Here is a 24344-nt window from a genome sequence, read left to right as displayed (position 1 = left end):
TCAAACCTCCCAGGCACAGGCTTCAGCCTGACATAATGTCCCATAATTACAATAACCACAGGTTGTTTCCCAATTGATATACTTATCCGGATCTACGGAACAGCGCCCATAATTTCCACTACAGATATCATCGGCAATCCCATTTAATGTGTCCATCACTGCCATTTTTGATGTTTGGTTGATTTCCGTTATTAAATGGGCGTTGCGATCGCAGGGAAAATCATACCGACTTTCCGATACTTCCGAAGATTTATCTGAATAAATGGTTTCAAGAACGATGGCATAAACATAATCCTGAATAAAAGCATCAAAACCTAGTTCCCGCTTTTTTTGCATCGGGGCAAACTTACCAGTCTTGTAATCAACAATCCGATAGGTACCATCAACGAGTGCATCAACCCGATCGATTGAGCCTTTTAAAGCCAGGGTATTACCATCATTTAACTTGATCGCCACAGGATCGGCCAGGTGCATCCCAAAAGTCAGTTCGGTGGCAACCGGCACAAAGCGCTGTGTTTTCATTTCATCACACAGTTGGATCAGACAACCTCTGGCGTCTTCCTGACAGCGATGGCGTTGCATTTCATAGGCCGTCCGGGATAGATAGGGCACCCTTTCTCGCATCTCATCACAATTCTTTTGGTAAATGTCAGCAAATGCCGTGACCTTGAATTCTTGCTCTTTATTTCCAACGATGACGGTTGCCACATAGTCCTCCAACACCTTATGCATAAAGATCCCTTTTTTCTGATGATCCAACCAGACAGATCGATCATATTCTACCGTTTCTGGCGGTGTCAGATTGCAACGATATCGGTAAAAATATTGTCTTGGACAATCAAGAAACCTCATAATACTGCTGGCCGAAAGTGAACCGAGACCCTGATCTGAAGATTTCATCTGATACCCCAGATCATAACCTCGGCGCTTAATTGTCCCCATTGTCGGTTGTTCGGATTGGGCTTTCGTGGCAAAAAGATAATATTCTTTTTCTTCCAGAATATTTTTACTCGCACCAATGAAACCGCTTTTCTCTAAAGATTTCTTATCAACCTGCTGAATTTCCAGCAAGCGATTATAAAAAGAAGATGCATTCTTTTCTTTAATCCCCACCGTATCAAAATAGTTATAACCAAACACTACCCGTTTGATCTTTCCGGCGAGACTCTCCAGCAGTCTATAGATACTGTTTTTTTCGACACTGGTGGACATCCCAAAGGTTAATCCCAAATTCTGCCGTTCCTGATCTAATAAAACCGATGATTCGTTTGCTTTAAGGGGAAAGCGATCGGCATCAAGACCGATCACATAAACATAGGGTCGGGTAATAACGCCCGCCGTTGAAAAACTGGTACAGAGAATCGCGTCTTCTGCTTCCCGGCTTGATTGAACCGATAATGCTTCGATTAGCACCTGGATTTGATTCATGGCACTCCCGGCACTCATTGCGATGGTCGAAAATTCTGCAAAATCAATCAACGCGGTTACAGCCTGCTGGCACTCCCGTTGATAGTCCCCATTCAGGTTATCTTTCGTACAATAATCTGATAAAAAACCGGCGATGCCAAGGATAAAACCTTTCAATTTAACCGCTTTCGACAGATCTTCCGGAAATAGTGACAATAACTTGCTTAAGAATTCTCCAAACACAAAATAATCCCGTTCCGTTTCATCCTCGGAATCCTGGAAGGTCTCAAATTTCTCAATTACTTTTTGATATCGGCTACGGCCAAAACCGACCCCTTCGATTTTAAAGTCTTCGAAAAGCCGTCGATTTGATTTCTTATTGGTTGCCAGTTTTAATGAACGATTATGTAAAACAGATTTCAAGTCCTCTTCAAAATATCCGTTTCTTGCAAATGTGAAGAGGTCTCGTATAAAAGCGTAGATTTCACTGTGATATCCGGGGATCCCTCCGGGCAGACTTAGGTTTAGACCGATTGATTGAGCATAATTATGAAGTAAAAGGGCGTAGGAATAATGGGTGAAAACAACCTGAACATCGCCAAAGGCATAACCTTTTTCCAGAATATCCTGGGCTACATATTTGAATTCATTGACCTGGCCATAGGATCGGAAAAAATCGATGGCTGGTTGCTTGATCGGCTGACTTTCTGCCCCATAGATCCCGGCCAGATCGTTTCCCGCTTCAAAGGATTCAGGTACTCGGGAATAAAAGGTTTCTGGCCGATCGATGCCTTCAATCCGGGGTGTTTGGATAATTTCGATATCTGCTCCGGCAAGGGCAGTGATCAATGCCCGCTCCACGCCAATGGCATTGGTATTGGCAAAAATACCAAACTTGCTATTTTTAAAACCGGCTTCATTTTTAATCAGATCAATGGCCATTATTAAAAGGCTAACATAATCCACCAAGGTGTCTTTCTTTAACCGATTTTCATAAGCTTCCAATATAATCGTCAAATCCATTAATTTTGGTGAATCCGCCTTGGTCTTCAACACATCCTGGGCATCCATTATCCGGATCTCATCGATTTGATGGATCAGTTCGCTGGCGGTGGGAATATCAATCCACTCCGGATTGACAAAATACCTCAGTTGATGCAATTGATCCTGCATGATATCCATCATCAGATTGGTGGCAACGTCCTGATTAATCAGCTTCAGTTCTTCACCATCTAAAGCGGTCTGAACTTGACAAATACCCAAAGCCAAATCATAAATGGTTTTGCATTCCAGATTGATACAGGGAATCCCCTGATCATTTGCCTGTCTTATGTATTGTTCACCCACCGTATAATTAGGAACAATGAGCATTTTCTTTACAAATGGATTATCTTTCACAAACTGGTTAAATGTTAAAGCTGATTTCACGGACATTTCCTCCAACTCAATTTAATGACATGAATTATTTTTTTGTTTCTCAATCTTTCATCAGTAAACAATTATTCACTTTTGCAATCTAAATCTGTTCTATTCTTAATTAATCATTTGCATAAAGTTCTTTGATCTTTTGTGTCCGTTTCAACAGTTCCTCACGAACCTGAACTGGCGAAACAACCTTTACATTTTCTCCATATTGCAAAAGCCAGAAATATAGACCATCACCATCATTGACAGCAACTCTGACATCATACTCATCCGAGCCATTTTGTTTAAACTCGATGTTTTCGCCAAAATAGTCGATCAGTTCATCTACCATATTTGGTTTCACTCTTAAAACTACGTGTATCTTCTCTCCACCAAAATTATAGAGACTTTTAGCAACATATTCTTCGATTTTGTTAGATGGGTTATCACCGACCACTTCTTTGGCTGGTTTTACCGGAATATCAGTAATCGAAAAATTGACAATTCGATCGAGTCGATAGAAGGATAAATTATCATACTTATCATAATTCCCAATCAGATAATAGCGGTCTCCACGCCATTTCAAGGAATAGGGATTGACCAGATATTCTTTTCCATCAAACTTAACCTGTCGATCCAAATTCGTATCCGTATATTCATATTGAAACTTTACTTTCCGTCCTTTTCGAATGGCGATCAACAGCATATCAATGTGTTCGGCGACCTTAAGTTTATTGGTTTTAACATAGGATTTTACCGGCGTTACATTTTGCAGAACTTTTCTGCTTTCTAAACTGGCCAGCAGTCTCAACCGCTTGGCCAGAGATTCTGATTTCTTCTCAGTTAAAAACCGGGCTTGCCAGACTGCATCAATGAGGATTTTCAGCTCCCAATCCTCAAAACTCCGACTACACATGTAATAGCCTTTCCGGTTGTCATCCGATAATTCTATCTCGTATCCATAATCACTTTCATTATTGTAATACTCTTTTAATGTATTGATATCCCGGCAAACTGACTTGCGCTCTGCTTCGATCCCATATGATTGAAGTTTTTCACAAATTTCGTTGGCTGTCAGCGGATGATTTTCATCTGTTTCTTTGAGAATATCCAGGACCCGTAAGAGTTTCATTTTTGTTTTTTCCATGCAAACCTCCTTATCGTTTTTCTTAGAGCATTATAACAAAATACCCATGACTATATTGGTATCACTGGCCTGTATTTTTTCGGTTTGGCTTCTTTTCCTTTCTTTCCACTACTCCACCCCCAGCGCCTTAAACACCGCATCCTCCGGGCTCTGATAAAAGATCAAATTAAACTTACCCATCAGTTCCGGAGGTACCGACCCCATATCACCGGCTGAAACGATAGGGATCAGCACCTTCTTGGCCCCGGAGTCCAGACAAACCTGCAGAATATTGGCAAGTTCCTCCACCTTGGTCAATGTTCCTCCAATACTGAGGTTTCCCAGAATGGCCAGACTTGGGACGGCTGGTTTATTCAACGCCGCCGAGCAGAGGGCAATTAGGGCTGATAGAGAAAGACTACTGGTCATCCCCACCCCGTTGAGATCCTGGACGTGGAGCATATAATCTTTAGTGAGGGTTGAAATCTGACCGCTGATCGATTTGCTATTGGCCTTTAAATAACGATAGGCGGTATCCGATGCCTCTTTCGCTTCTCGGGCACTACCAATCCCAGTACAGATAAATTTTCCGGAACCAGTGGTCATTTCGGTTTCAATTTTATAAGCCCCGATCATGCCCGACCGGCCTCTGGAAATGGTATAGACATGACCGGCCTTATTGATTCCTTCGGGGATCAGCTTACCGCCACCCTGTTCCGGTACCGGCACAAAGTCTTCAATAAAAGTTTCGTTGTCGATATAGGAAAAATTGATATCATAAAACTCCATCCCGCCAATACGCTTTAACTGCTCCTTTACCCTTCTTCGCATTTCCAGGGCAAAGCGGAGGATCTCCAGGACATCTTCCTTATCAAACTGGCCATGGGGATAAATCAGTTTGACTAGAGCCGATACCATTTTGCGCACCCCAATCACATCCCGCTGGTTCAGGTTATTCCCCAGTTTAAAATACTTGTCAAAAGCATCGGCATAGGATATCTTCCTGAGTTCCCGCATAAAGGCCGACAGGTAATCGGTGATAAAGCCATAGCTATCGGTGAAAAACTGGGGGCGGTATTTGGGGATCTCCCATCCCGGCAGATAGCAATGCATCCGGTCAAAGAACGCACTGTCACTGTTCATTTCCGGGGGAAAAGGATCAAAGAGATGGGAGGTTTTCAATAAGACATCGACACTCTGATTGATATTCCCCACAAAAACCATGGACGCCAAGGCCGTCTTTTCTTCTTTACCACGGCTGAAGGATCCAGAGGCCATATAGTCTTTCATAATCTGGATGCCATCTTTATCCTTAAAGCGGATCCCGGCAACCTCGTCAAAGGCCACACAGTCCCACATTCCCACCAGTCCAACGGTGCGGTTGCTCATGTTGTAGAAGAGATTGGCCACGGTGGTTTGTCCGCCGGATACCAGAATGCTATTGGGTGAGATTTCCTTATAAACATGGGATTTCCCGGTCCCTCTTGGTCCCAGTTCGCAGAGGTTGAGGTTATTTTCAATCAAAGGCATCAGCCGAGCCAAATGGAGCCATTTCACCCGGGGGCTGAACTGATCGGGTTCCATACCGGTGGACCGGAGGATTACATCAATCCATTCCTCTTTGGTAAATTGCTCACGACCAGCCTTGACCTCATCCATATCCAGGCTGGGCATCTGGATCGGGGTCAGGTTGCGAATCACAAAGGGACAGCGGTTTTTGTCGCCTTCGTCATAAAAATATTCCATCTGGACAATACACCAGATCCCTCCACATAAAAGCCGTTCAAATTCCGATGCATATTTCTCGGCAATCGGCACGTTTTTAATGCCCAGATTGGAAAACTCCGCCTCGTAGATATCAAGTTTGTAATTAAGTTGCACCCCAATTCGATCAATAACCGTATAACTGCCCTTTTCCCGGAGTTTGGAAATAATCTTCTGGGCTTCATCCGGCCTGACATAATTTTCCGCCAGGATCTGTTTCACATTCACAACCCCGGCTTCAATTTCCTCTTCATCCATGGATGAACAATACATCCCCAACAGGTACTCCAGCACATAAACCGGCACGTTGGCACCTTCTTTGATTTTCTTGGTTAAATCTTTCCGGACAATTTTTCCCGCAAAACAAGTCTGGAGTTTTTTAAGCACTTGTTCCTGATTTGTCCCAACTTCCTGATTGATTTCGCTCATGGTCACACCATCCTATCCCTATCCACTAAAAGACATCTAAAACCCAAAATCATTGGCAAAGGCCAGATCCATGGCTACTCCATGCCGAAGCACTTCCACGCCATTTTTCTCATCAATAGCCACCAGATAATATTGTTTTGATTTATCATACTGTTTGTTTTTAAACGAGAACTGCAACCGGAAAATCCGCTGTTGGGCGTTGTCATCTTTATTATCCGCCGTATAGCTCTGTTCGTTAGAGATTTTCTCATTGTCTTCCGAGATAAAGTAAATCCGGTAACTGGTTGCGACGATACCGTCCCCCACCGGTTCCGACTGCATAAACTCGAGAAAAACAATCAGGTTGTTAATCTTCTGAACCATGCTCACCAGCATGATCTGGGCCGGCCGGGTTTCAATCCGGCCTTTTTCGGTTTTGACATCAATAACCGGGATGATCATTTCCTGGGGTGACGATCCCCCATGGACAAAATTCTGTCCACCGCCAGCCACCTTAAAGACGTTGGAACTCACCGGGAAGGACACGGTTTTGGTGTCATCATTACCCATGATCTTCCCCGTCGGCATCGAAGCAATGCCATCCCCGGACAGCGCCTGTTGATGGATAATAAAACGGCGATTGACCAAGGCATCCTTACCGGCGCCATTCGAGATCTTGTCGCTTTCCTGAAGCTTATCCCGTTTGTAGATAAATCCGTGATCGGCGGTAACCATAAAATGATAGGTGTTGGCGTTGACTGACAAGCGCTTGATCAGCCCGTGGATCTCGTTGATGGCTTCTTCACAAGCGGTAAACACCTCATTTTCGGTGTTTTGCTTATCCCCCCGGGCATCAATCTGGTTATGATAGATATAAACCACATCCATGCCGGTAAAGACATCCCGAAGCTCGGCCTTTTTCATGGCCCGGATTTCATCAAACTGAACGCACCGGCTGTTGGGAACATAGCTTTTTAGAATTGTTTCCCGCTGTTTCAGATCATCAGCGGTGCACCCATCCACCAGTACCTTATAATCATCAGAGATGGTCAGCGTCTTATGGGGAAGCAAAGCCGCCATTCCCAGCCGGGTATAAGAGGGTAATACCCCTAACATGCCCGACAGTCTGGCGGTACACTTTTCATCATCCTGAAGTTTTAAAAACAGTTCATGTCCCACCTCATAGCGCAGGGCATCCGAGATGATCACCACCAGCTTATCCTTGATCGGTCTGATCAACTGTTCGTAAAACCTTCGCTGCAGCGGCAAACCTGCTGGCAAGCCTTCACTAACCAGGGCGTCATTCCAGCCGATCATTACCTTGGTCAGGTATTCGTTGGTATAGATGTTCTCAACCAGATCCCGAAGCTTCTCAAAACCGACGGTCTCACTGAGCTGATCAAAATAATAATAGAATTTCCGGTAATGACCATCAATCCTGTAGTCGGCCTCCAGATACCGATCGACGACGCTTTTAAAATTGTTTTGGCACTGATAGTTGGCGCTAATAATCAGATAATAAGCATGGTTAAAGAGTCCATAGCTGGTGTTAAAGACATCAGCAAAATGTTTTTTCTGGCGTTCTTCACAGATCGCCGGAATGGTGAGATCCGAAAGCTTTGCCCCGGTATCCTCTGCCAGCAGACGCTCGATTATCCAGGCAATGATAACCCGATCGATAACAGCAAATGTATCACAGGCCATTAAAGCCCCGGGATCATAGCCCTTAAACACGGCACCGGCATTGAGTCCCCTGGCCACATAGGCCGACAAATCATCGTACTTTTCACGATAAAGGACGTTGTTCATCAGACTGTCAAGAAAAGCGATAATATTCCCGGACTTATAGCTCACAAAGCTTTTTAAGCCTTCCGGCAGATCGGCTTGGAGATATCGGGCAGTATAGGTAACAAATAGGGTCACGACCAGCTTTTCGAGGTTTGGAGTCACATCGTTGTAACCAAAGTGTTCCTCGCAAAGCCCCCAGAACGGTATGAGCAGATCGTACTTTTCAAACTCACCCAGCATCTTATTTTGATCAAAACGGTTGTCTTCAGAACTATTTTCAGAAACGCTTTCATCCATTAAAACAACCCGCACCACCTCTTCAAACGAAGCGGTCCGGGTTTTACAGAGCACACTCATAAGCGCCACTTCAATGGTTTCCCGGGTAAAGTTCTCAATCTCAAGATCATAAAACCGCTGGGTCCGTTCCCGGGCCGAAAAGAATTTGATATATTTCTGGATTACCGGTTTGTACTTCTCATCAATACCCAGATCGACGGTCAGCAGGGACACCCGGTCGGCATGAAAAACCTTAGAATAACGGATGGTATCCTCCAGATGATTATCCCGCACCGGAGGCCGGGGAAAGGGTGCATAAACCAGATAGCTGGTGACCGTATCCACCCGCTCCAGAAAGTATTTTGTCTGAAACTGATTATCCGGCGCCAGCCGATACAGCTTCGCGCCGGTAAGCTCTAATGTCTCGATTTCAGTCGCAAAATCCCCATGATCATCGTACCAGAAAACCAACTTCCGGTTTTCTCCGGAAAATTCAGCGTTGAGTTTATCGGTGATTTGTTTTAAATTCAGTTCTGCCATGTGGTGTCCTCCATTATAAATTTGCTCGCTAGTCTAACCTTATTGATATCTTTCATTTTCTAGCACGATCCATAATCTTCATCCTATCTTAACCAATCGCATACAGTTTCGAACGGATTCCATGATTGTCTCCCAGGTAATCTCTGAGGCATAAAAAAACTTCTTTTGATAAGCCCTCCAAAGATTCGCCATGACCTCACTGTTTTCCACTTCATCAACAATCACCGGTATATCTTTTAAGTAATGACCTGTACCACGCTTGTTTGCAGTTGCCATCAGTGCCTGGTTGAAAACTGTCGGATTCAGGTTTTCACCATACAATTGAAGCAGACTATGGATGTCGTAAAAATCTCTCATCCGTGTATTGGTGGTGTTACGGGAAATAATGGTTTCCAACTTTTCGGCCAGAATCGTCTCAAGATTATAAGCCCATATATCAATCGCACGTTCTTCCAGCATCAGTTTTAGTTGATAACGGACTTCTCTGGGCGTAATGATGTCGCCTGTGGATATATCAACCTTAAACGGTGTGATTACACCATCGAATTTTGTCTCCAGACTAACCCGGATGCCCGGATACTCAGCTTCATCCATTATCTCACCAATGCTCTTGATACGGAAAGATACCCCATCATCCAAGGGAACTGAGGCAATCGAAACAATGATCTGCTCAACGTCTTCAGGATTCACGTTGATACCTTTGACCGTGGCATCTAAATCCATAGTCGACCGTGCATTCAACCCGATCATCGCCGTCACCAGAATTCCGCCCTTCAAAATGAATTGGTCTTTATATTCAGAAAGGGATATTCGCTCCAGAAAGCGTTCCATCATATAATGACGCATCAGCATCTGGGCATCCGCAGCTTTCTTTTTTGAAAGGTTTCGGATCAAATCCTTTAATTGTTTTGATGTCTTAATCATAACAGCACCTCCAGATATTGCCTCAAGATTTTTTCAACCCGAAACAGGGCTGCATACTGTATCAGTGTTCGCAGATCCTTATCTTTGCGTCGGACATATTGCTTCATTGCCTCTTGAAAAATTTGGATTTCAATCCCTTTTCGGCTGCGGATCAAATCACAGATGGTTCTTTCCATATCATAAATTGGAACTGTATGCCCAAAGGATGTCTGCGCAGTGGTGCGACCCACCGGATGAAGCTCCGATTTAACCGTATAAACGTGGATTCCATCGGCTTTCAGGCGAGTGGGATTATAACCTGTCTTAACCGTAATCGAATAAGGCGCCGGTTCCCGATCCGTCAAATCATGAAAGAACAAGGCGGTTTCATGAGAAAAAATTGCTTGCTCACAGCGAAGATGGATCAGGTACAGCGAATCTGTCCATGCATCCCTTAAAACATAGACCCCATGGGCTACCTGCTCCAATTTTCTCACTTTGACATAATTATAAAAAGTAGGTTTAGAAATGCCTTCAGCAACAACCTGGTAAGTTTGAATGACTCCGCCATAATCGGCGATCAATTTGTCCAGCTGTTCGTATTGTTTCATTATTCCACTTCCTTTCGCACTAATATTATAAACTATATTAGCGCAAAAAGAAACACTCTGAACCATTCAACCATATCACGTTTATGATATCCCTCCGTTTCAACAATGGTAATGATCCGCTGTTACTCAATCACAACCTACTAATTGGTGCCAAAGGTGCCAGAAATGGTGTCAAAGGTGCCAGCATTATTGGCACCTTTTAGAAATAATTCGTTCCTTATTTGTTCGCTATTGGTTCCTTAATCCACACTATGATAATATTTCTGATTGGGGCTGGTTGGTTTTTCTGGCATCGTCAGCTTCAATAGTCCCGCTTTTATCAGTGGATTAAGAATGCTTTTCCTGAAGTACTCACGATTTTCGAATTTCATGTATTCTTGAATTTCTTTTCGATTTTTCGGTGTTTCACAAAATTCAAGTAACTTAGCGATCTCTTCGTTAGCTTGCGTGGTAGCTTGCGTGGTAGCTTGCGTGGTAGCTTGCGTGGTAGCTTGCGTGGTAGCTTGCGTGGTCTTCTCTCCCGGCCGAAACATATTCACCCGAAAATTTCCGCCCATTTCTTTCAGTTCCGGTTCCGGTAAACCAGCTTCCTTGCAGGCACTGATCATTTTCGGTATACCGCTTCCCCATTGCTCAATAATCTTCATATAGGTGAAGGCACTCACAATACCACGGTTTCTCGGCCGGCTACAACCCGATTTCAGATCTTCGATCGTTATCCCACCAATCAGCATTCCCGGCGAAGTCACTTCCAGCCGGTCATCATAAATGGCAACCTGAACCTTTGCCGGATCCAGGTATGAGCGATGACTGACCGCATTGGCAATCAATTCCCGGATACTGTCGATCGGCAGTTCATAAACATCCTTACGATATAAGCCATTGATCTCTGCACCCATCCGAATGTTGCGCAGGACAAACCGATAGGCTTCATCAACCTGTTCAAATAGGGCGCCATCATACTCTTTACGATCGATAAAAACAGTCCGATCCGTCCCTTTGAATAACGCACATTGAATCGATGCTTCTAAAAAAGGGTTGTTGGTTAATAATAAAAACCCGTTTGTGGGAAAAACTTTGCCTTCACGTTGCACTAACAATCCCCAGGCAATCAGATGCTTTTCTTCCACTGTTTTTACTTCAGCTCTTTCACCCGCTGTTGTACACTGTTTGATCGCATAATCGTACATCGTGTGACACAATGCCTTAATCTGATCTTGGGTAACGGTTTGGCATAGGGCAATCGTCTGATCGTAATATTTATTTTCTCCCTGAAAGGATAATTCCTTCACCACAAAATCATCGGCCTTGCGTGTTGTTCCAGAAACACGAATATAAGTCCCTTCCATCATGCCCTTTGATTTAAGATAATAGGGTCGTCTTGCCCCCGGAAACACCTTGACGATAATAATCGTCTTTTCTTCAATAGTTTTATATTTAATTTCAAAATAACTGGCTGGCAGGCGTCAGCAATGGCGTTGGTGATCCGATCCGCCGTCATAAAAACCTGATCTTGTGGAATGCCCACCACTTGACAGGTTTTATCTTCGATTCCAAAAACCATTTGACCACCATTGCCATTGGCAAAAGCGATGATGGTTTTTAAATACTTTTCACTGTTGCTTGGCACTTCTTGTTTATATTCAATACTACTGGATTCGCCTGTAAGCAGTTCTTCCATTGGTTTATTATCCCTTCCATTGTATCGTTGTTCCCAATTAGCTTTTTACTTGGTATCAATCTCTTTCAAACGCTTTAGCCATTTCAACATATAGCCGTCTTCAAAAAAGCCAAGCAGAGCACCATCACAGAATCGTTCTGCACGGATGGCACCCATCATCAGGGCCAGAATTACCTGTTCATCTAAATTCTCAACATCTGCTCGTCGCATTAATGCATTATCCCATTTGAGTCCGTTTCTTTCAAGGATGTCACCATATTGCTGAAGCTCATATTCTAGATGGCTTTCTGAGAACTTATAGAAATCCTCTACAAAAGCCTCCGAAACCCTGCTGAAATTCACAAAAGGAAATTGAATTGGGTGTTCCGGAGAGCCGTCATTTTTACGATCAACTACCCATTCGCCAAATACTTCTGCTTCTGCCAACTCATTGATGTATTTTGTTAATACCGCAAATTGTTCTTTTTTTTGACTATGATCATTTCTGTTTTTTGCATCAATTTTCATACTTTTCTCCAGTTGACCCTGAACCATTTACCTGTACCAATCCCCTTTATCTTATTGGACGATCAACCATTATGAGCATTTCATTTTGTTGTTTGGATCTATCGCTTTATTAAAATCCACTTCATTATCTATCATATAAAAGATCAGTTCCGGCTGACTGTTCAAAAGAGGTTCTTCATCCACAAACATAGTAACAATAACAAAGATACCACTCAGTATATAATCAAACTACGATCAATTCCATTAACTTTTAAAAAGTGGTTTAACAATTCCTCAGCCAATTCTTTTTCTATTTTATCTTGCTTCAACTTAATCACATCACATAGAATCCTTAATGCGATCTCATCTTCCAGATACCGAAACAAACCGGTTCTCCAGCTTGCAATGCCAGAGTCCTTACTGTTCGTGTAGTAATTCCAAAACTTCATTTGCTTCGATTCGTCCATTGACAGTTTAATTCTATACCTGGAATTTGATGCGACGTATCCAGACTCCTCATTATCGCCTTGAAAAATATCATCGATCAAAAACAAGCCGAAAATAATCCTATCCTCTTCCTCCATATAAGGCAAAATTGTCGTAAGTATCGCTAATTTATTCTGCTGAGCTTCTCGAATTCTTTTTGTTTGACCACTGCTGGTTTCACCTGCACCTGCTCTCCAGCTACGTAGGATCTGGCTTTCATAACATACATAATCGCCATCAGGTTCATCCCCCATTAAGCCCTCTAATTTCTTTCGGTTTGGATTGAAACTGATATAATGTTCATAGCACGGAGATCTTCTATTACTACACCAGGCTCGTTCCTCTTCATAGATGTTGTATTTGATTATCTTATCACTACACACGCCATTAAACCCAATCTGTTTAGCAGTCTGTCCGCCATCACAATAATTTAGTTTAAATGCAATATTGCCATTTTTGTTTGTTTTTTTTGATGTTATCCGAACTCTTTGATTGGCTGTCTCATTGATAGTGCTGGTTTTTAAACAATTCACTCGTTTCTCTGCTTCAATTATCTTTTCATTTTGCTTCTGTTTTTCCTGTTTCACGATCAAATCGTGTAGTCTTTCTGCAAGAATTGAATCATTGATACTTAAATGCTCTTTAAATGCTTCTGGAAATTTAAACTCTATTGTCTTTTTCTCAAATGATACATAAATGTAATTATTTTTTAGTTCGGTAATTTTACCAACACCGAACTTTTTATGTTTAACTTCTTTATTTATCAGTTCATTCATTTCGCATCACCTTATATTTTCCCCAGTACTTGAATTTTCTTACCTTCCACATCCGTCTGCACTTTCTCATAATTCACCTTAACCCCGTCATCCAGATCCAGTTCGATTCGGGCCAGAGCCAGATGGGCAATTTTTTCGTCGTATTCTTTGGTTTCTTTGAGCTGTTTGATCAGCTTTTCTTTGCGTTTCGTGGCCGCAGAGACGTCCCGGGGGTTGGTGCTGTTGTCGATGGTTTCCTGCATGCGGGCCATTTCACTTTCGTAGACCTTCTGCATCCGGTGGAGGTAATCGATGCGGAGGTTGCCGATGGTGTCGGTATTGTAACGGTGGAGATAGATCAGGGCTTTAAAACCGTTTTCCTTGCCACTGTCGAAGAGCCAATAGATCGGGCGTTTCTGATAAACCTTGCAATGGTCTTTGAAAAAGTCTTTCAGGAAGTAATTGCGGATGATTTCCCGGGAGGTATTGCCTTTGTTACCCAAGGCATTGGCAATAAAATCCAGATTGTTTTCCAGGGTCGCTTCCCCATACACTTTTTTAACAAAGGCAACGAAGAGGCCGACTACATCATCTTCAAAATATTCTTCATCGGTGATAGGAAGAACATTATCCTGATCCGGGATAAAGGTTTGATATTTGCCGCTGTCCCAGTCCCCACCGGCATAGGCCAGGCCTTCAGTATCCAGGCTGTAACGGCCGAACATGCAACCGACAGCATAGGAAATAAAGGAACGGATTTCCCGGCCCAGATCAGCCCGACGTACGGTCACATCCTTATCTTCGATCTCCGGGGTGAGTTCATCCTGGAGACCATAGATGTCGATAAATATCCGGTTGAGTTCCTCTTCGTTTTGTTTGAGCTGGGTGAATTGGAGCTCGGTAAAATCCTGCCAGCGTTCAAAGGCTGTCTGGATGCCACCGTTACCTAAGGTGGTTTCGGTATCAACCAGATGACCGTTTTCATCCTGTTCGTAGGAGCGGAGCACGCCCAAATCGACATTGGTACGGAAGGCTAGTAAGGGGTGGGTTTTGAAATCCCAGGAGGTTTCGAAGGAGTCCCAGTCGGTTTGACTAATTGATATATTTCTTCTTACTATGTCAAGTATAATCATTTTGTTGCCTGTCCTAATTACGGGAAAATTGTTAAAATCACCAATTTGTAAATTAATCGTTGGATTTAGCATTTTAAACACATAGTTTGCAATCTTTGTACTCAATAAACCAAGAATATATAGAATTAATTCATGATCCTCGGAGAATGCAGACATTCCTGCCACATCATGGATACTCCCTATCTTACGATAACGAATACTAAATCCACCACTTGTGATTAAAGACCATGTTATTGACTCTCGAAAATAAAAATCAGTATTTTGAGGTCTTGATCGGACTTTTCCTTTATTATCCTTAAAATTACGAATTTCTTTTCCATCATTTTCCCAATTAACTACATAATCATAGTTGCCATACCACTGTCTACGCACACCGCCTTTGTTATAAGGAAACCATTTTCTATGTGCAGTTTTGGATGCATCGAGCGTTTCACATACGAATGAAATCTTATTTATGTTTACTTCAAACCATTGGCGTAAAAACCGATCATTATCTGCAGTGGCAAGCCCTTGTTTTGGCTTTACAATACTATCCATCCTATCACCAACTATAAAATCTTCAATTAGTGTTTTTGAAGCCCAATAAGCAATTGGCATCCCCGGTATTTTAGAAAAATTCTCCGTACTTACTTGAGCAAATCGGTTTCCAATCACAGGGAATTCTACTGGTTGATCCTCCTTCACATCTGCCAATTTAATCAAGTTGTACGTGCCCTTGAAATTTTTAATATGGTGCTCTCTAAATACGGCAACTGCCGTACCAAATGCGATCCCCATAACCATGTTCTCCATATGCATGAGATTGGTAATAGTTTTTGTTGTCAGCAGTTTAGCTCTCATTTTTTCAAAGCTTGGTAAAAACATCCATGACTGCATTGTTACCATACAATTGTAGCCATTCGGTTTTAACATCTCATTCCCTTTTTCTATGCATACCGCAAACAAATCAGCTTTACTATCCGGATACTGCTTCTTTACAAAATCCGAAAGCTTTGTCCCCATACCACTACTACCCATATATGGCGGATTGGTCACCACCACCTCATATTTTTGCGCCAGCACTTGGCCCAGTTCAATAAGCCCTTTGAATCGTTCAATGGTCGCCTCCACGCCAATACTATCGATGTTTATCTGACCTCGGGTAATGGACGAATCGGCATAAGACCTCAGCAACTCCCAATTCAAATCTTCCATCTTTAAAATTGAGCCATATTCGTTGGCATCAACAAAGGTTTGCAGGAGTTTTTCGATCTGCGCTACTGCCACTTCCCGTTCTTCTTTATCAAAACCGGTGTCTAAGGCATATAAATGGGTTCGGTTTAAGCCATTGCTTTCAGCAAAAGCATAGACCTTTGGCCGGTTTTTGCCATTTAAAATCCGCCGGTTATATTGTCTCGCCTTCATCATCAAGGCAAAATAAGCCAGCTGATAGGCCCGGGTATCAATGTCCAGGCCGAAGAGGTTATTTTCCAGAATACTTTTAGCGGCATCGCGCTGGCTGTAGCCCATGCTTTCGTAGATGGCCATCAGCACATCAAAAGCATAAACGAGAATATGACCACTACCCATACAGGGGTCAATGATTTTAATCTCTTCGGGGCGGATATTTTTGTACTCTTCCCGGATGACATCCAGTTGTTTTTGTACCTCCGGCTCCTGTTCGGCTTCATCCAGATAATATTTCCAGTCCGCTTTCAGACTGTCATTGGGATGACCTTCCAGCCACAGCCGTCCCAAGCTGTTTTCGACCATATAGCGGACGATCCAGTCTGGGGTAAACAGCTGGGTGGCCGCGGGGATGCGCTCTTTGGTGATTTTGACGTTCTTTTTTAGGAGAGCGAAAACCTCGTCTTTGGGTTCGGTATTATAATATTGATACAGCCAGCCGATGATCTCCACCTGGCCTTCTTTTTCTACATTAAAATCATCTTCGTCGATATCATTAACCAGATGAAAAACAACGCCATCCTGATCGGTAAAGGATACGTTCATCAGCAGTTCGGTATAGTCGTTGGTTTTTTCAAACAGCTCCGGCAGAACCGCATTAAAGGCGTTGCACTGCTTGATAAAGAGCATCCGAAACAGCTCATCCCACAGGTTATTGTCCTGGAGATGAGCGATTTGTTGTTGTTCCGACTGGGAATAGTCCAGCTCCGCATCAAAGGGACGAGTAACCAGATCCGGCTCCCGCTTACCCGGGCTTTCGGATGACAGCACCCGGATTCGGGTAGGCAGGTAGTCATTGACTTCCATAAAGCGCACGGCGATCAGGCGGTTAAACCAGGTATAGGCCACCTCTTCCACCAGATTTTTAAAGGCGGTGGGATGGTCGGCGTCTTTATTCACCAGAGCTTCCACCAGTTTTCGGCGTTGTTCTATATCATTGCCGGTGATGGCATAAGGTTCTTTGGTACCGATGTCAAAAAACTGAACGGTGGAGGTAGACTGGGGCAAGGGGGGCTTGATTTCTTTATCGGTAATGCCGAGGAGTCCGGCTTTATAAGTGATATCATCAATAAGCTTGTTGCGGGCCCAGATGGCGAAGGTTTTGATGGCTGTTTTGTTCATGATTACCTCTCTGTTGTGGATTGGGGTTAAGGGAGCGGGCGATCACGGATCGCCCCTACGAAATGATGCATTAGGTTGGTTTTTTACAGGCAAAGGCGGGCGGTGCCCACCATGAAACATTGTCTGTTTCAAATTAGAATTCGATGTTGACGATGGTGTCGGTTTCCAGCTGGGCCAGAATCCGGTTTTTCAGTTCAGTCATACAGGCGTCCAGGTCGGCTGGGGTTTCGATCTGCCAGGTTACCTGGGGATTGATGGCCTTGATGCTGATGTTCTTTTTCTTTTTGATTTTTGGCTGGGGTGGTGGCGGTGTTACTGAGGTTTTGTCGTTCTTGTAGGTGCCCGGTTTTTCTCTGGTGCGGTCTTTTTCCTGCTGTTCTTTTTCAAGCCGTTCCCGTTCCAGTCGCTCGCTTTCCTGTCGTTCCCGTTCCTTCTGATCTTTTGCGGTGATTTCATTGAGCAGTCTAATTTTTAGGGTATCGGCTTCTACTTTAATGTTCTGGAGGGTGGCAACGTTATTGCAGGCGTTGGCCTTATCCTCAAGGGCTCTGAACTTCTGGGTGTAGTCTTTGTCCAAATCATCCTTGAAGGCTCGGGTTTCCAATTCATCAAAGACCCTTTTCCTGGCTCCGTTGATAGCATCGATAATCGGCGGGAGCTGATCGGTCAGATAATGGCTGTAGGCATGGACATAGCGGTCAATCAGTTCCGGTAGCCTGGGGATCTCGTTATAGGGGGCGGACATTTTCAGAATTTGTTTAATCTCCGCTACCCGGTCTTCGATTTCCTTGCTGACAATAAAGGTCTGGCTCTCATCATAGATTTTTATCTTTTCCTGGGCCCTGATAAAAATATTAATCTGTTCCCCGGCAAAAAAGGCTTTGACCGGTTCGTAATCTTCAGCAAAATCCAGAAAATCATCCCGATCCCGATCGATCTTATTGAAAAATTCCACTGGAGACTGGATCTGTACCACCGAGCGCAAGAGAGCCAGTCCCGAATCGACAATTTTCTTCCCGGGCAGGTGGTGGTTCTCGTAGCTGATTTCCAGTTTTTCCAGATCGTTCATCAGGGATTGAGCGTACCGCTGGAAGGCACTCATCATGGAATCATCATCGTCATCCATTTTTGAGACATTAAAGAGTTCTTTGGCGACTTCCCGGAGGGCTTTTTTTTGTTTGTCATTGGCTTTTTCCCGACGGTCGGTCAGGAGCTTTTCGACATATTCTTTCTTGGTCAGGTAGCGGATGACTTCCTCTTCGGATTTATTCAAAAGGGTCACCGAGGCGCCGCTGACGGTAAGGGAAATATCCCCGTCTTTAAACAGCCTGGCCACCAGCCACTCCACGTCATCTTCCACAAAGCCATAAGGGGCTTTGATAAAACGGTCCATGATTGACTTCATCGATGTTTTGGTATGCTGGACGGAATTAGCACCGATATACGACAGCACATCATATAGGGCATGGGCATTGGGATTGGTTGTTCCCTCCAGGGACAAGGCCTGCTGGGAAGAGCTTTTAAATAAAGCACGAATATTGACTTCCCCCATGGCGGTGTCAATATAGGGCAGTTTATGATAAACCGTGGCCACCAGCTTGCCAATCGCATCAGTGATCCGGGCGGTGACGTCCTTCTGGCTGATCTGGGTTTTATCGCCGTTGACATAGATATCGGCCTTTTTCATGGCTTCCACTAAAAAGAGCTTGGCGTTTTCGTTTCTTTCCCGCATCTCCACCCGCTTGGCTTCTTTGATCTGCTCAAATTTGGCCAGTCGGTCGGTAGTTGTCAGACGCAGGTATTTTTCGATTTTCAGGGCATTCTGGAGTTCAAAGATAAAGGCGCCGTCGTTAGGGAGTACCACCAGGACCTTCTGTTCCCGGCCGGACTTCATTCGCAGGTTGGTTTCGTCATCGCTGTAATCGGAGCTGGGGGTGATCACCTCCACCCCAATGGCATGGTTCTGGTTCGATTTATAGGGGCGGTCATCGACCAATTGATTGAAGGCAAAGTTGTAGCGTCCGTTTAACGCCGGATAACGGTATTTCTTGTCCGGGATGATCACCTCAAAAATCAGTTCGGCGACCTTGCTGATAACCTCGGCCATTTCCACCGTCTGGCTGTCCACCTCGCGGTTGATTTCCTGTTCTTCATCGGTTAAGAAAACGTAGATCTCGCCGTTTTTCTGGACCAGCATCTGGCGCATCAGCACCTTCAGGGCTTCGTCCACCTGTTTCTTCAGGGCAATCCGGTCGGTGTCAATCTCCGCAATCATCAGGCTGGTGATGTTGTCCAGATTGGCGGTGATCTCTTTTACATATTTAATCATAAACAGGGTTTTAAGAACGTTGACATTGAAGCAGTCAGCCTGATGGTCGGGGTTGATGTAGGCGTTGTCCAGGGCCCGGGTGATCACGCCTTTATGGCTGTGGTCGAGAAATTGGTGGAGGGCGTCATAAAAGACATTGAAGGGAATGATGGCACCCTGTTCCTGGTTCATCAGCTTCATGGCGGATTCTTTGAAGAGTGCAATCATCGAGCGTTCCCCTTCGGAGAGGTGCTTACCGGATGCCCCATGGGTGCGGATGGAGGTTAACACGCTGGCCAGCAGATTAAACTGATACGGGACAAAGGGATAGACAGCTGCGAAATCCCGTTCGTCGGCGTAGAGTTTTTTTTCAATCCCGTCATTGAAGACGATCAGGTTTTTGATGATTGTGGCCTTGTTTTCGTAGAGGAGGCTGAGGGTTTGTTCACCGGTGGTGTTTTTATCAAGAATTCTTTTTTTGATGACCTCATCCACGTTGGCTGATGACAGGGAGAGCCGGGTGTCGAAACGGCCCTGGATTTTGGAGAAGTCGTTGCCTTTGGTTTTGGTCACTGAATCGATGTCCTGCTGGCTGGTGACCACAATCCAGACCTTTCCATTGCAGGCAGTGCCCAGATCTTCGGTGACGGTTTGCAGGTTGAGCATCAGTTTGGAGTCATCGCCGATATACTGGCCGATTTCATCGACCAGAAAAACAATGTGATGATTGCTGGCTTTGCCATCCAGATATTCTTTGACCAGCCGGGCAAAACCGTCAATGCTTAAGGGATAGGGATCGGTGGATTTTTCGCACCAGTTCCGTACCGCCAGTTCGCTCATAAAACCCATGTCATCCAGCACATCGACAATGCTGTCCTGAATAAAATCAAATTTATGACGGGAGGATTCCCAGCTTTTTCCGAAATCGTCTTCAAATTTTTCTTTGAATTCCTCGTAACGACCTTTTTCATCCAGTTCTCGTTCCAAATCGGCCAGATAAGGGATCGATCCGCAGTAGCCCTGCATCTCGTTGAACACCTTTAAAAACACCGCCACAATCGCATCCTTAGAGTTTTTGCCTGTCATTTCACTTTTGGAATCGATGTTAAAGAGGATGACATCGGTGGGGACGCTGGCGACCAATTTCATGTCGGCCAAAACCATAGCATCTCCGATCTTGTCATCATCAACAAAATAATCCAGGGCTCTTTTACCGTTAACCTGCTTATTTTCCAGCAGATATGATAAGATTTTCAGAAAGTGGGATTTACCACTGCCAAAGAAGCCGGAGATCCAGACACCCATTTTGTCGGTATGGCCATTGATGCCTTTGCGATAGCTGGTAAAAAAATCGGCAAAATGTTTCTGCAGTTCTTCAGTGACTACATATTCTTCCAGTTCCTGTTTGATGTTTTCGTCATCGGCCTGACCAACCTTGATAACGCCCTTAATGTCCCGGTCAATGGGTTTGGCGAACATATCCTTGATATACATAGTTTTCTCTCCCCTTAGTCTACGAGCTTAAAGGCCCGGTAATAATTGTCGTCTTTGATTTCGGAAAACAGCACCAGTTCCTGGCCGTCGTATTTTCCCGGAAAAAACAGCACCACTGGCACCCGGTCGATGGCCTGATGGAGGTTGTTGAGCACCTTGTGCGAGCGGAGGATCGGATAGCATTTGCCGATACCAGTCAGAAAGACCACGGCATCCGCTGGGGTGTTCTCCTGGATGTGCTTCACAATCAGGCTGTTTTCATCGTTTACCTGAAGCAGATTGCCCACGGCTTTGATAATCCGCTCCATGCCTTTTTTCTGTTCGAAGCGGAAGCACTGCTCCAGAAAGCCTTCGGCCTCCAGAATATCAATAACCAGATCGTAGAGGTCAAAGACCTTTAGTTCAAACCCATCGGATCCCCGGTTGTTTTTTCCCTGCATATATCGGATCCGTTCCCGGACTGCCAGTTCTTTCTCGGCCGGGTAATCAAATATATAATAACCCACCTCATTGCCCAGTCCTTTGTTTTGGCGAAAGCTTTCGGTTTTGATGATCGTTTCGGCTTGATCCAGTCGCTCTGCTAATGTCGCCATTTATCGTACCCCCGTTAAGGCATGGAGAGTCACCGCCATACCATTTTGTACCAGACAGTCTTCCAGCGACCGGTCCAGGATTGGTTTTAGTATTTTTCGGTTGCCCTTTGAGCGATCAATGGCCCCCGCTTCAGTCAGAACGGTTTTATAACTTTTCCCCAACGTTTTTAGGGTATGATCCGTCCATTTGGCAACTTTTTCGCTTTGCAGTTGTTTGTTTTTAAAGAAAATGCTCAAGTCGCTGTCCGCCAGTTCGGCCATGCCAATGATCAGCTTTTCACGGTAGACTTCGTAAACAAAATCAAAGAATAAACTGTCTGTTTCCATAATGGCGATTAAGACAATGATCTTCTGGTTGGCAATGTCGCTTTGGTTAAATACGGTATAGAAGGTTGGATCTAAACTTTTTATGCGGGTTGATACTGCATTAAAGATTTGGCTGGCCCGCTTCGGTGTTGTTGCCGAGAAGATGTTTTCGGCTAGATTCATCTGCTTAATGTCGTCCAGGCTTTTGCCACGGTCTTGTAGCTGAACCATCTTTTTAAATTCTGAAAACCAGAAGGAAAACTTAGTCATTCCGGCACTGTATTCTTTTTTGGGCATCTTGATTTCCTCCGGTATTTTTTTCAATTAGTGACATCCCAGAATTATCTGGTTTGTTGTGAAAAAATCGCACGCACTTTTTATACACACTAAAAGAATTTTACACCTATTTTTAATCAAGTGCAACGCTTTATCCTGCTGCAAGCCCTTATTAACTGGGGATAATCCAAGGCGACCTTTTCCCGGAAATTTTGTTGATACCACCTTTGACATTTGTCCTAGCTGAAACGAATAATATAACTATCTTGATTATAAGGGCTGGAAGTGGACAGATTTGGGACAGGTTCGTTTTTTTACATAAAAAAAACGCCCCGAAGGACGCAATACTTCAAATATGGTGATCCCGATTGGACTTGAACCAACGACCCCTACCATGTCAAGGTAGTGCTCTGCCAGCTGAGCTACGAGATCACTTTTACTGCTTGATAATTTTACCTGAATATTTTCAAAAAGTAAAGTCTTTTTTAAAAAGTTGTTTCCGCGGACAGGGTAAAATAATTCCGCTTGATAAAAAACTCATTGTAACTGATCGGCATGCCGTCCTCCATTGAGATGATGTTCTGGGACACCAGGAAGCAGCATTCGTCATGATCGATGTTCAGCCGATCCCGGACTTCCAGCGGTGGATTGACGATATCGATATTCAGCACCTTTTTTAGCTGGAACTGAAGCTTCCCTTTTTCCATGATGCCATGGAAATTTGCAAAATTGATGACATCCTCAACGATGGGGTTTCCCTTCTGGTACGGCAGATAAATCGTCGAATACTGAATGACTTCATTTTTTATCTCCACCGCCTTCTGAATTTTGATGACCTTTTCGAAAGATCCGATTTTCAGCTCGCGCATGAGCTTTCGTCCCGGCGTGATGACCCCGACGCTGACCAGTTTCACTTCTTCAATTTCGCCTTTGAGGCTGTCGATTTCATCAAAGTAAAACTGGTACTGATTGGACGACGGCTCGCACACATAATTTCCCTTGCCGGGAATCGTGTAGATGTATTTTTCGTTGACCAGCAGCGCCAGGCTTTTTCGCAGTGTCGTCCGGCTGACGTCATACTGCTCGGACATTTCATGTTCCGACGGCAGCAGATCGCCGGGCTTCATCATTCCTTTTTCAATTTTTCCTTTGATATCATTGACGATATCGAGATAGAGAATTTTTTTCATCGCTGATCACCCATTCATTGTTCAAGCCATTTTTTACAGATGCTGACACCTTCAATGGCATCGCCGGAATACCCGTCGGCACCGACGTATTTTGCATAGTCTGTTCCGGCCAGGGCTCCGCCCAGAATGATCTTCAGCTTCTCGTGCAGTCCCTGGGCGTTGATCTCGTCGATGACCTGTTTGATGTTTTCAACCACGGAAGTCAGGATGCCACTGATGCCGAGGATATCCGGTTTTTCTTTTCTGATGGTCTCGATGAATTTTTCCGTGGATACGTCCGTCCCGATGTCCACCACTTCAAAATTCTCGGCTCTGAGCATGCTCACAAAAATGTTTTTGCCGACATCGTGAATGTCGTCAAAGACCGTGCCGACCACCACCTTGCCCAGGCTTTTACCGTTGATCAACTGGGTGCTGTCCATCCCCATCATTTTGAGAAGATTCGATACCAGTTCTCCGGCCATAATCAGATCAGCGATATAGTATTCCCCTGCTTCATATCGCGTGGCGACACGCTGAAGCGCATAATTCAGCTGATTTGATATTTCTTTCTTGTCTTTTCCCAATTCAATTTCCGCCGCGACCAGTTTCATGGCACGTTTTTCATCTATTGTCTCCACGGCTGAAATAATTTTTGTATCCATCATACTATCACCTGTTTATCTGTTAAAATTATTTATCAAGCGCCAGGCTTAACTAAATCAACCTGTCATTTATACGTTTACTTCGTTCGTCTCTCGGTTTCCTAGCTATTCTATCATTTAATAATCCGTTTGTCTTTACTATCGCCACTTATTTTTTATGGCTTTTTAGTGTTTTCAAGTGTATAATCAATTACGAA

General features: G+C 44.2%; 16 protein-coding genes and 1 tRNA gene. All 17 read right to left on the bottom strand.

The genetic code is table 11. The features are described from left to right. The 17 genes from GH808_RS15635 to GH808_RS09275 all read right to left on the bottom strand — a co-directional run bounded on the left by GH808_RS15635 (window position 1) and on the right by GH808_RS09275 (window position 24150). Window positions 1-2835, bottom strand: coding sequence for a PD-(D/E)XK nuclease family protein (locus tag GH808_RS15635; protein WP_186842521.1), 2835 nt, complete (start codon window positions 2833-2835; stop codon window positions 1-3). A gap of 109 nt (window positions 2836-2944) precedes the next feature. Further along, window positions 2945-3958 (bottom strand): helix-turn-helix transcriptional regulator, encoded by a 1014-nt coding sequence (locus tag GH808_RS09350; RefSeq protein WP_186842520.1) that lies wholly within the window; start codon window positions 3956-3958, stop codon window positions 2945-2947. Window positions 3959-4066: 108 nt separating this feature from the next. Further along, on the bottom strand, window positions 4067-6130 hold the full coding sequence (gene brxL / locus GH808_RS09345; protein ID WP_186842519.1) for a protease Lon-related BREX system protein BrxL: 2064 nt from the start codon (window positions 6128-6130) through the stop codon (window positions 4067-4069). Between the two features lie 36 nt (window positions 6131-6166). Then, window positions 6167-8713 (bottom strand): BREX-1 system phosphatase PglZ type A, encoded by a 2547-nt coding sequence (gene pglZ, locus GH808_RS09340; protein ID WP_186842518.1) that lies wholly within the window; start codon window positions 8711-8713, stop codon window positions 6167-6169. A 78-nt stretch (window positions 8714-8791) separates the two neighbouring features. After that, window positions 8792-9637 (bottom strand): nucleotidyl transferase AbiEii/AbiGii toxin family protein, encoded by an 846-nt coding sequence (locus GH808_RS09335; protein ID WP_186842517.1) that lies wholly within the window; start codon window positions 9635-9637, stop codon window positions 8792-8794. Beyond that, window positions 9634-10227 carry a type IV toxin-antitoxin system AbiEi family antitoxin domain-containing protein gene (locus GH808_RS09330; RefSeq protein WP_186842516.1) on the bottom strand — a complete coding sequence of 198 codons (594 nt, stop codon included), beginning with the start codon at window positions 10225-10227 and terminating at the stop codon, window positions 9634-9636. Before GH808_RS09330 ends, GH808_RS09335 begins: the two co-directional genes overlap by 4 nt. 239 nt (window positions 10228-10466) lie before the next feature. Next, on the bottom strand, window positions 10467-11579 hold the full coding sequence (locus GH808_RS09325; protein ID WP_186842515.1) for an ATP-binding protein: 1113 nt from the start codon (window positions 11577-11579) through the stop codon (window positions 10467-10469). Next, on the bottom strand, window positions 11576-11908 hold the full coding sequence (locus GH808_RS09320; protein ID WP_186842514.1) for an AlbA family DNA-binding domain-containing protein: 333 nt from the start codon (window positions 11906-11908) through the stop codon (window positions 11576-11578). The genes GH808_RS09325 and GH808_RS09320 overlap by 4 nt, the downstream gene beginning before the upstream one ends. A gap of 45 nt (window positions 11909-11953) precedes the next feature. Further along, on the bottom strand, window positions 11954-12415 hold the full coding sequence (locus GH808_RS09315; protein ID WP_186842513.1) for a DUF6508 domain-containing protein: 462 nt from the start codon (window positions 12413-12415) through the stop codon (window positions 11954-11956). Between the two features lie 212 nt (window positions 12416-12627). Then, window positions 12628-13656 (bottom strand): hypothetical protein, encoded by a 1029-nt coding sequence (locus GH808_RS09310; protein WP_186842512.1) that lies wholly within the window; start codon window positions 13654-13656, stop codon window positions 12628-12630. Window positions 13657-13667: 11 nt separating this feature from the next. Continuing rightward, complete coding sequence (gene pglX, locus GH808_RS09305) at window positions 13668-17336, bottom strand: BREX-1 system adenine-specific DNA-methyltransferase PglX (RefSeq protein WP_186842511.1); 3669 nt, start codon at window positions 17334-17336, stop codon at window positions 13668-13670. Window positions 17337-17469: 133 nt separating this feature from the next. Further along, window positions 17470-21138, bottom strand: coding sequence for a BREX system P-loop protein BrxC (gene brxC, locus GH808_RS09300; protein ID WP_186842510.1), 3669 nt, complete (start codon window positions 21136-21138; stop codon window positions 17470-17472). Window positions 21139-21152: 14 nt separating this feature from the next. Next, a complete protein-coding gene (locus GH808_RS09295) occupies window positions 21153-21731 on the bottom strand; it encodes a DUF1788 domain-containing protein (protein WP_186842509.1) in 579 nt (192 codons plus the stop codon). Beyond that, a complete protein-coding gene (locus tag GH808_RS09290; protein WP_186842508.1) occupies window positions 21732-22334 on the bottom strand; it encodes a DUF1819 family protein in 603 nt (200 codons plus the stop codon). 335 nt (window positions 22335-22669) lie between these two features. Further along, window positions 22670-22745: transfer RNA gene (locus GH808_RS09285), tRNA-Val, on the bottom strand. A 53-nt stretch (window positions 22746-22798) separates the two neighbouring features. Next, window positions 22799-23503 carry a GntR family transcriptional regulator gene (locus GH808_RS09280; protein ID WP_186842507.1) on the bottom strand — a complete coding sequence of 235 codons (705 nt, stop codon included), beginning with the start codon at window positions 23501-23503 and terminating at the stop codon, window positions 22799-22801. A 14-nt stretch (window positions 23504-23517) separates the two neighbouring features. After that, entirely contained in the window at window positions 23518-24150 is a 633-nt protein-coding gene (locus GH808_RS09275) for a cobalamin B12-binding domain-containing protein (RefSeq protein ID WP_243166171.1), read from the bottom strand. Between the last annotated feature and the right edge of the window lie 194 nt (window positions 24151-24344).

It is taken from the genome of Acetobacterium fimetarium (genome assembly GCF_014284475.1).
Lineage (GTDB): Bacteria > Bacillota > Clostridia > Eubacteriales > Eubacteriaceae > Acetobacterium > Acetobacterium fimetarium.
The sequence above is the reverse complement of the archived record's forward strand: the minus strand, read 5'-3'. Positions and strand labels throughout refer to the sequence as shown.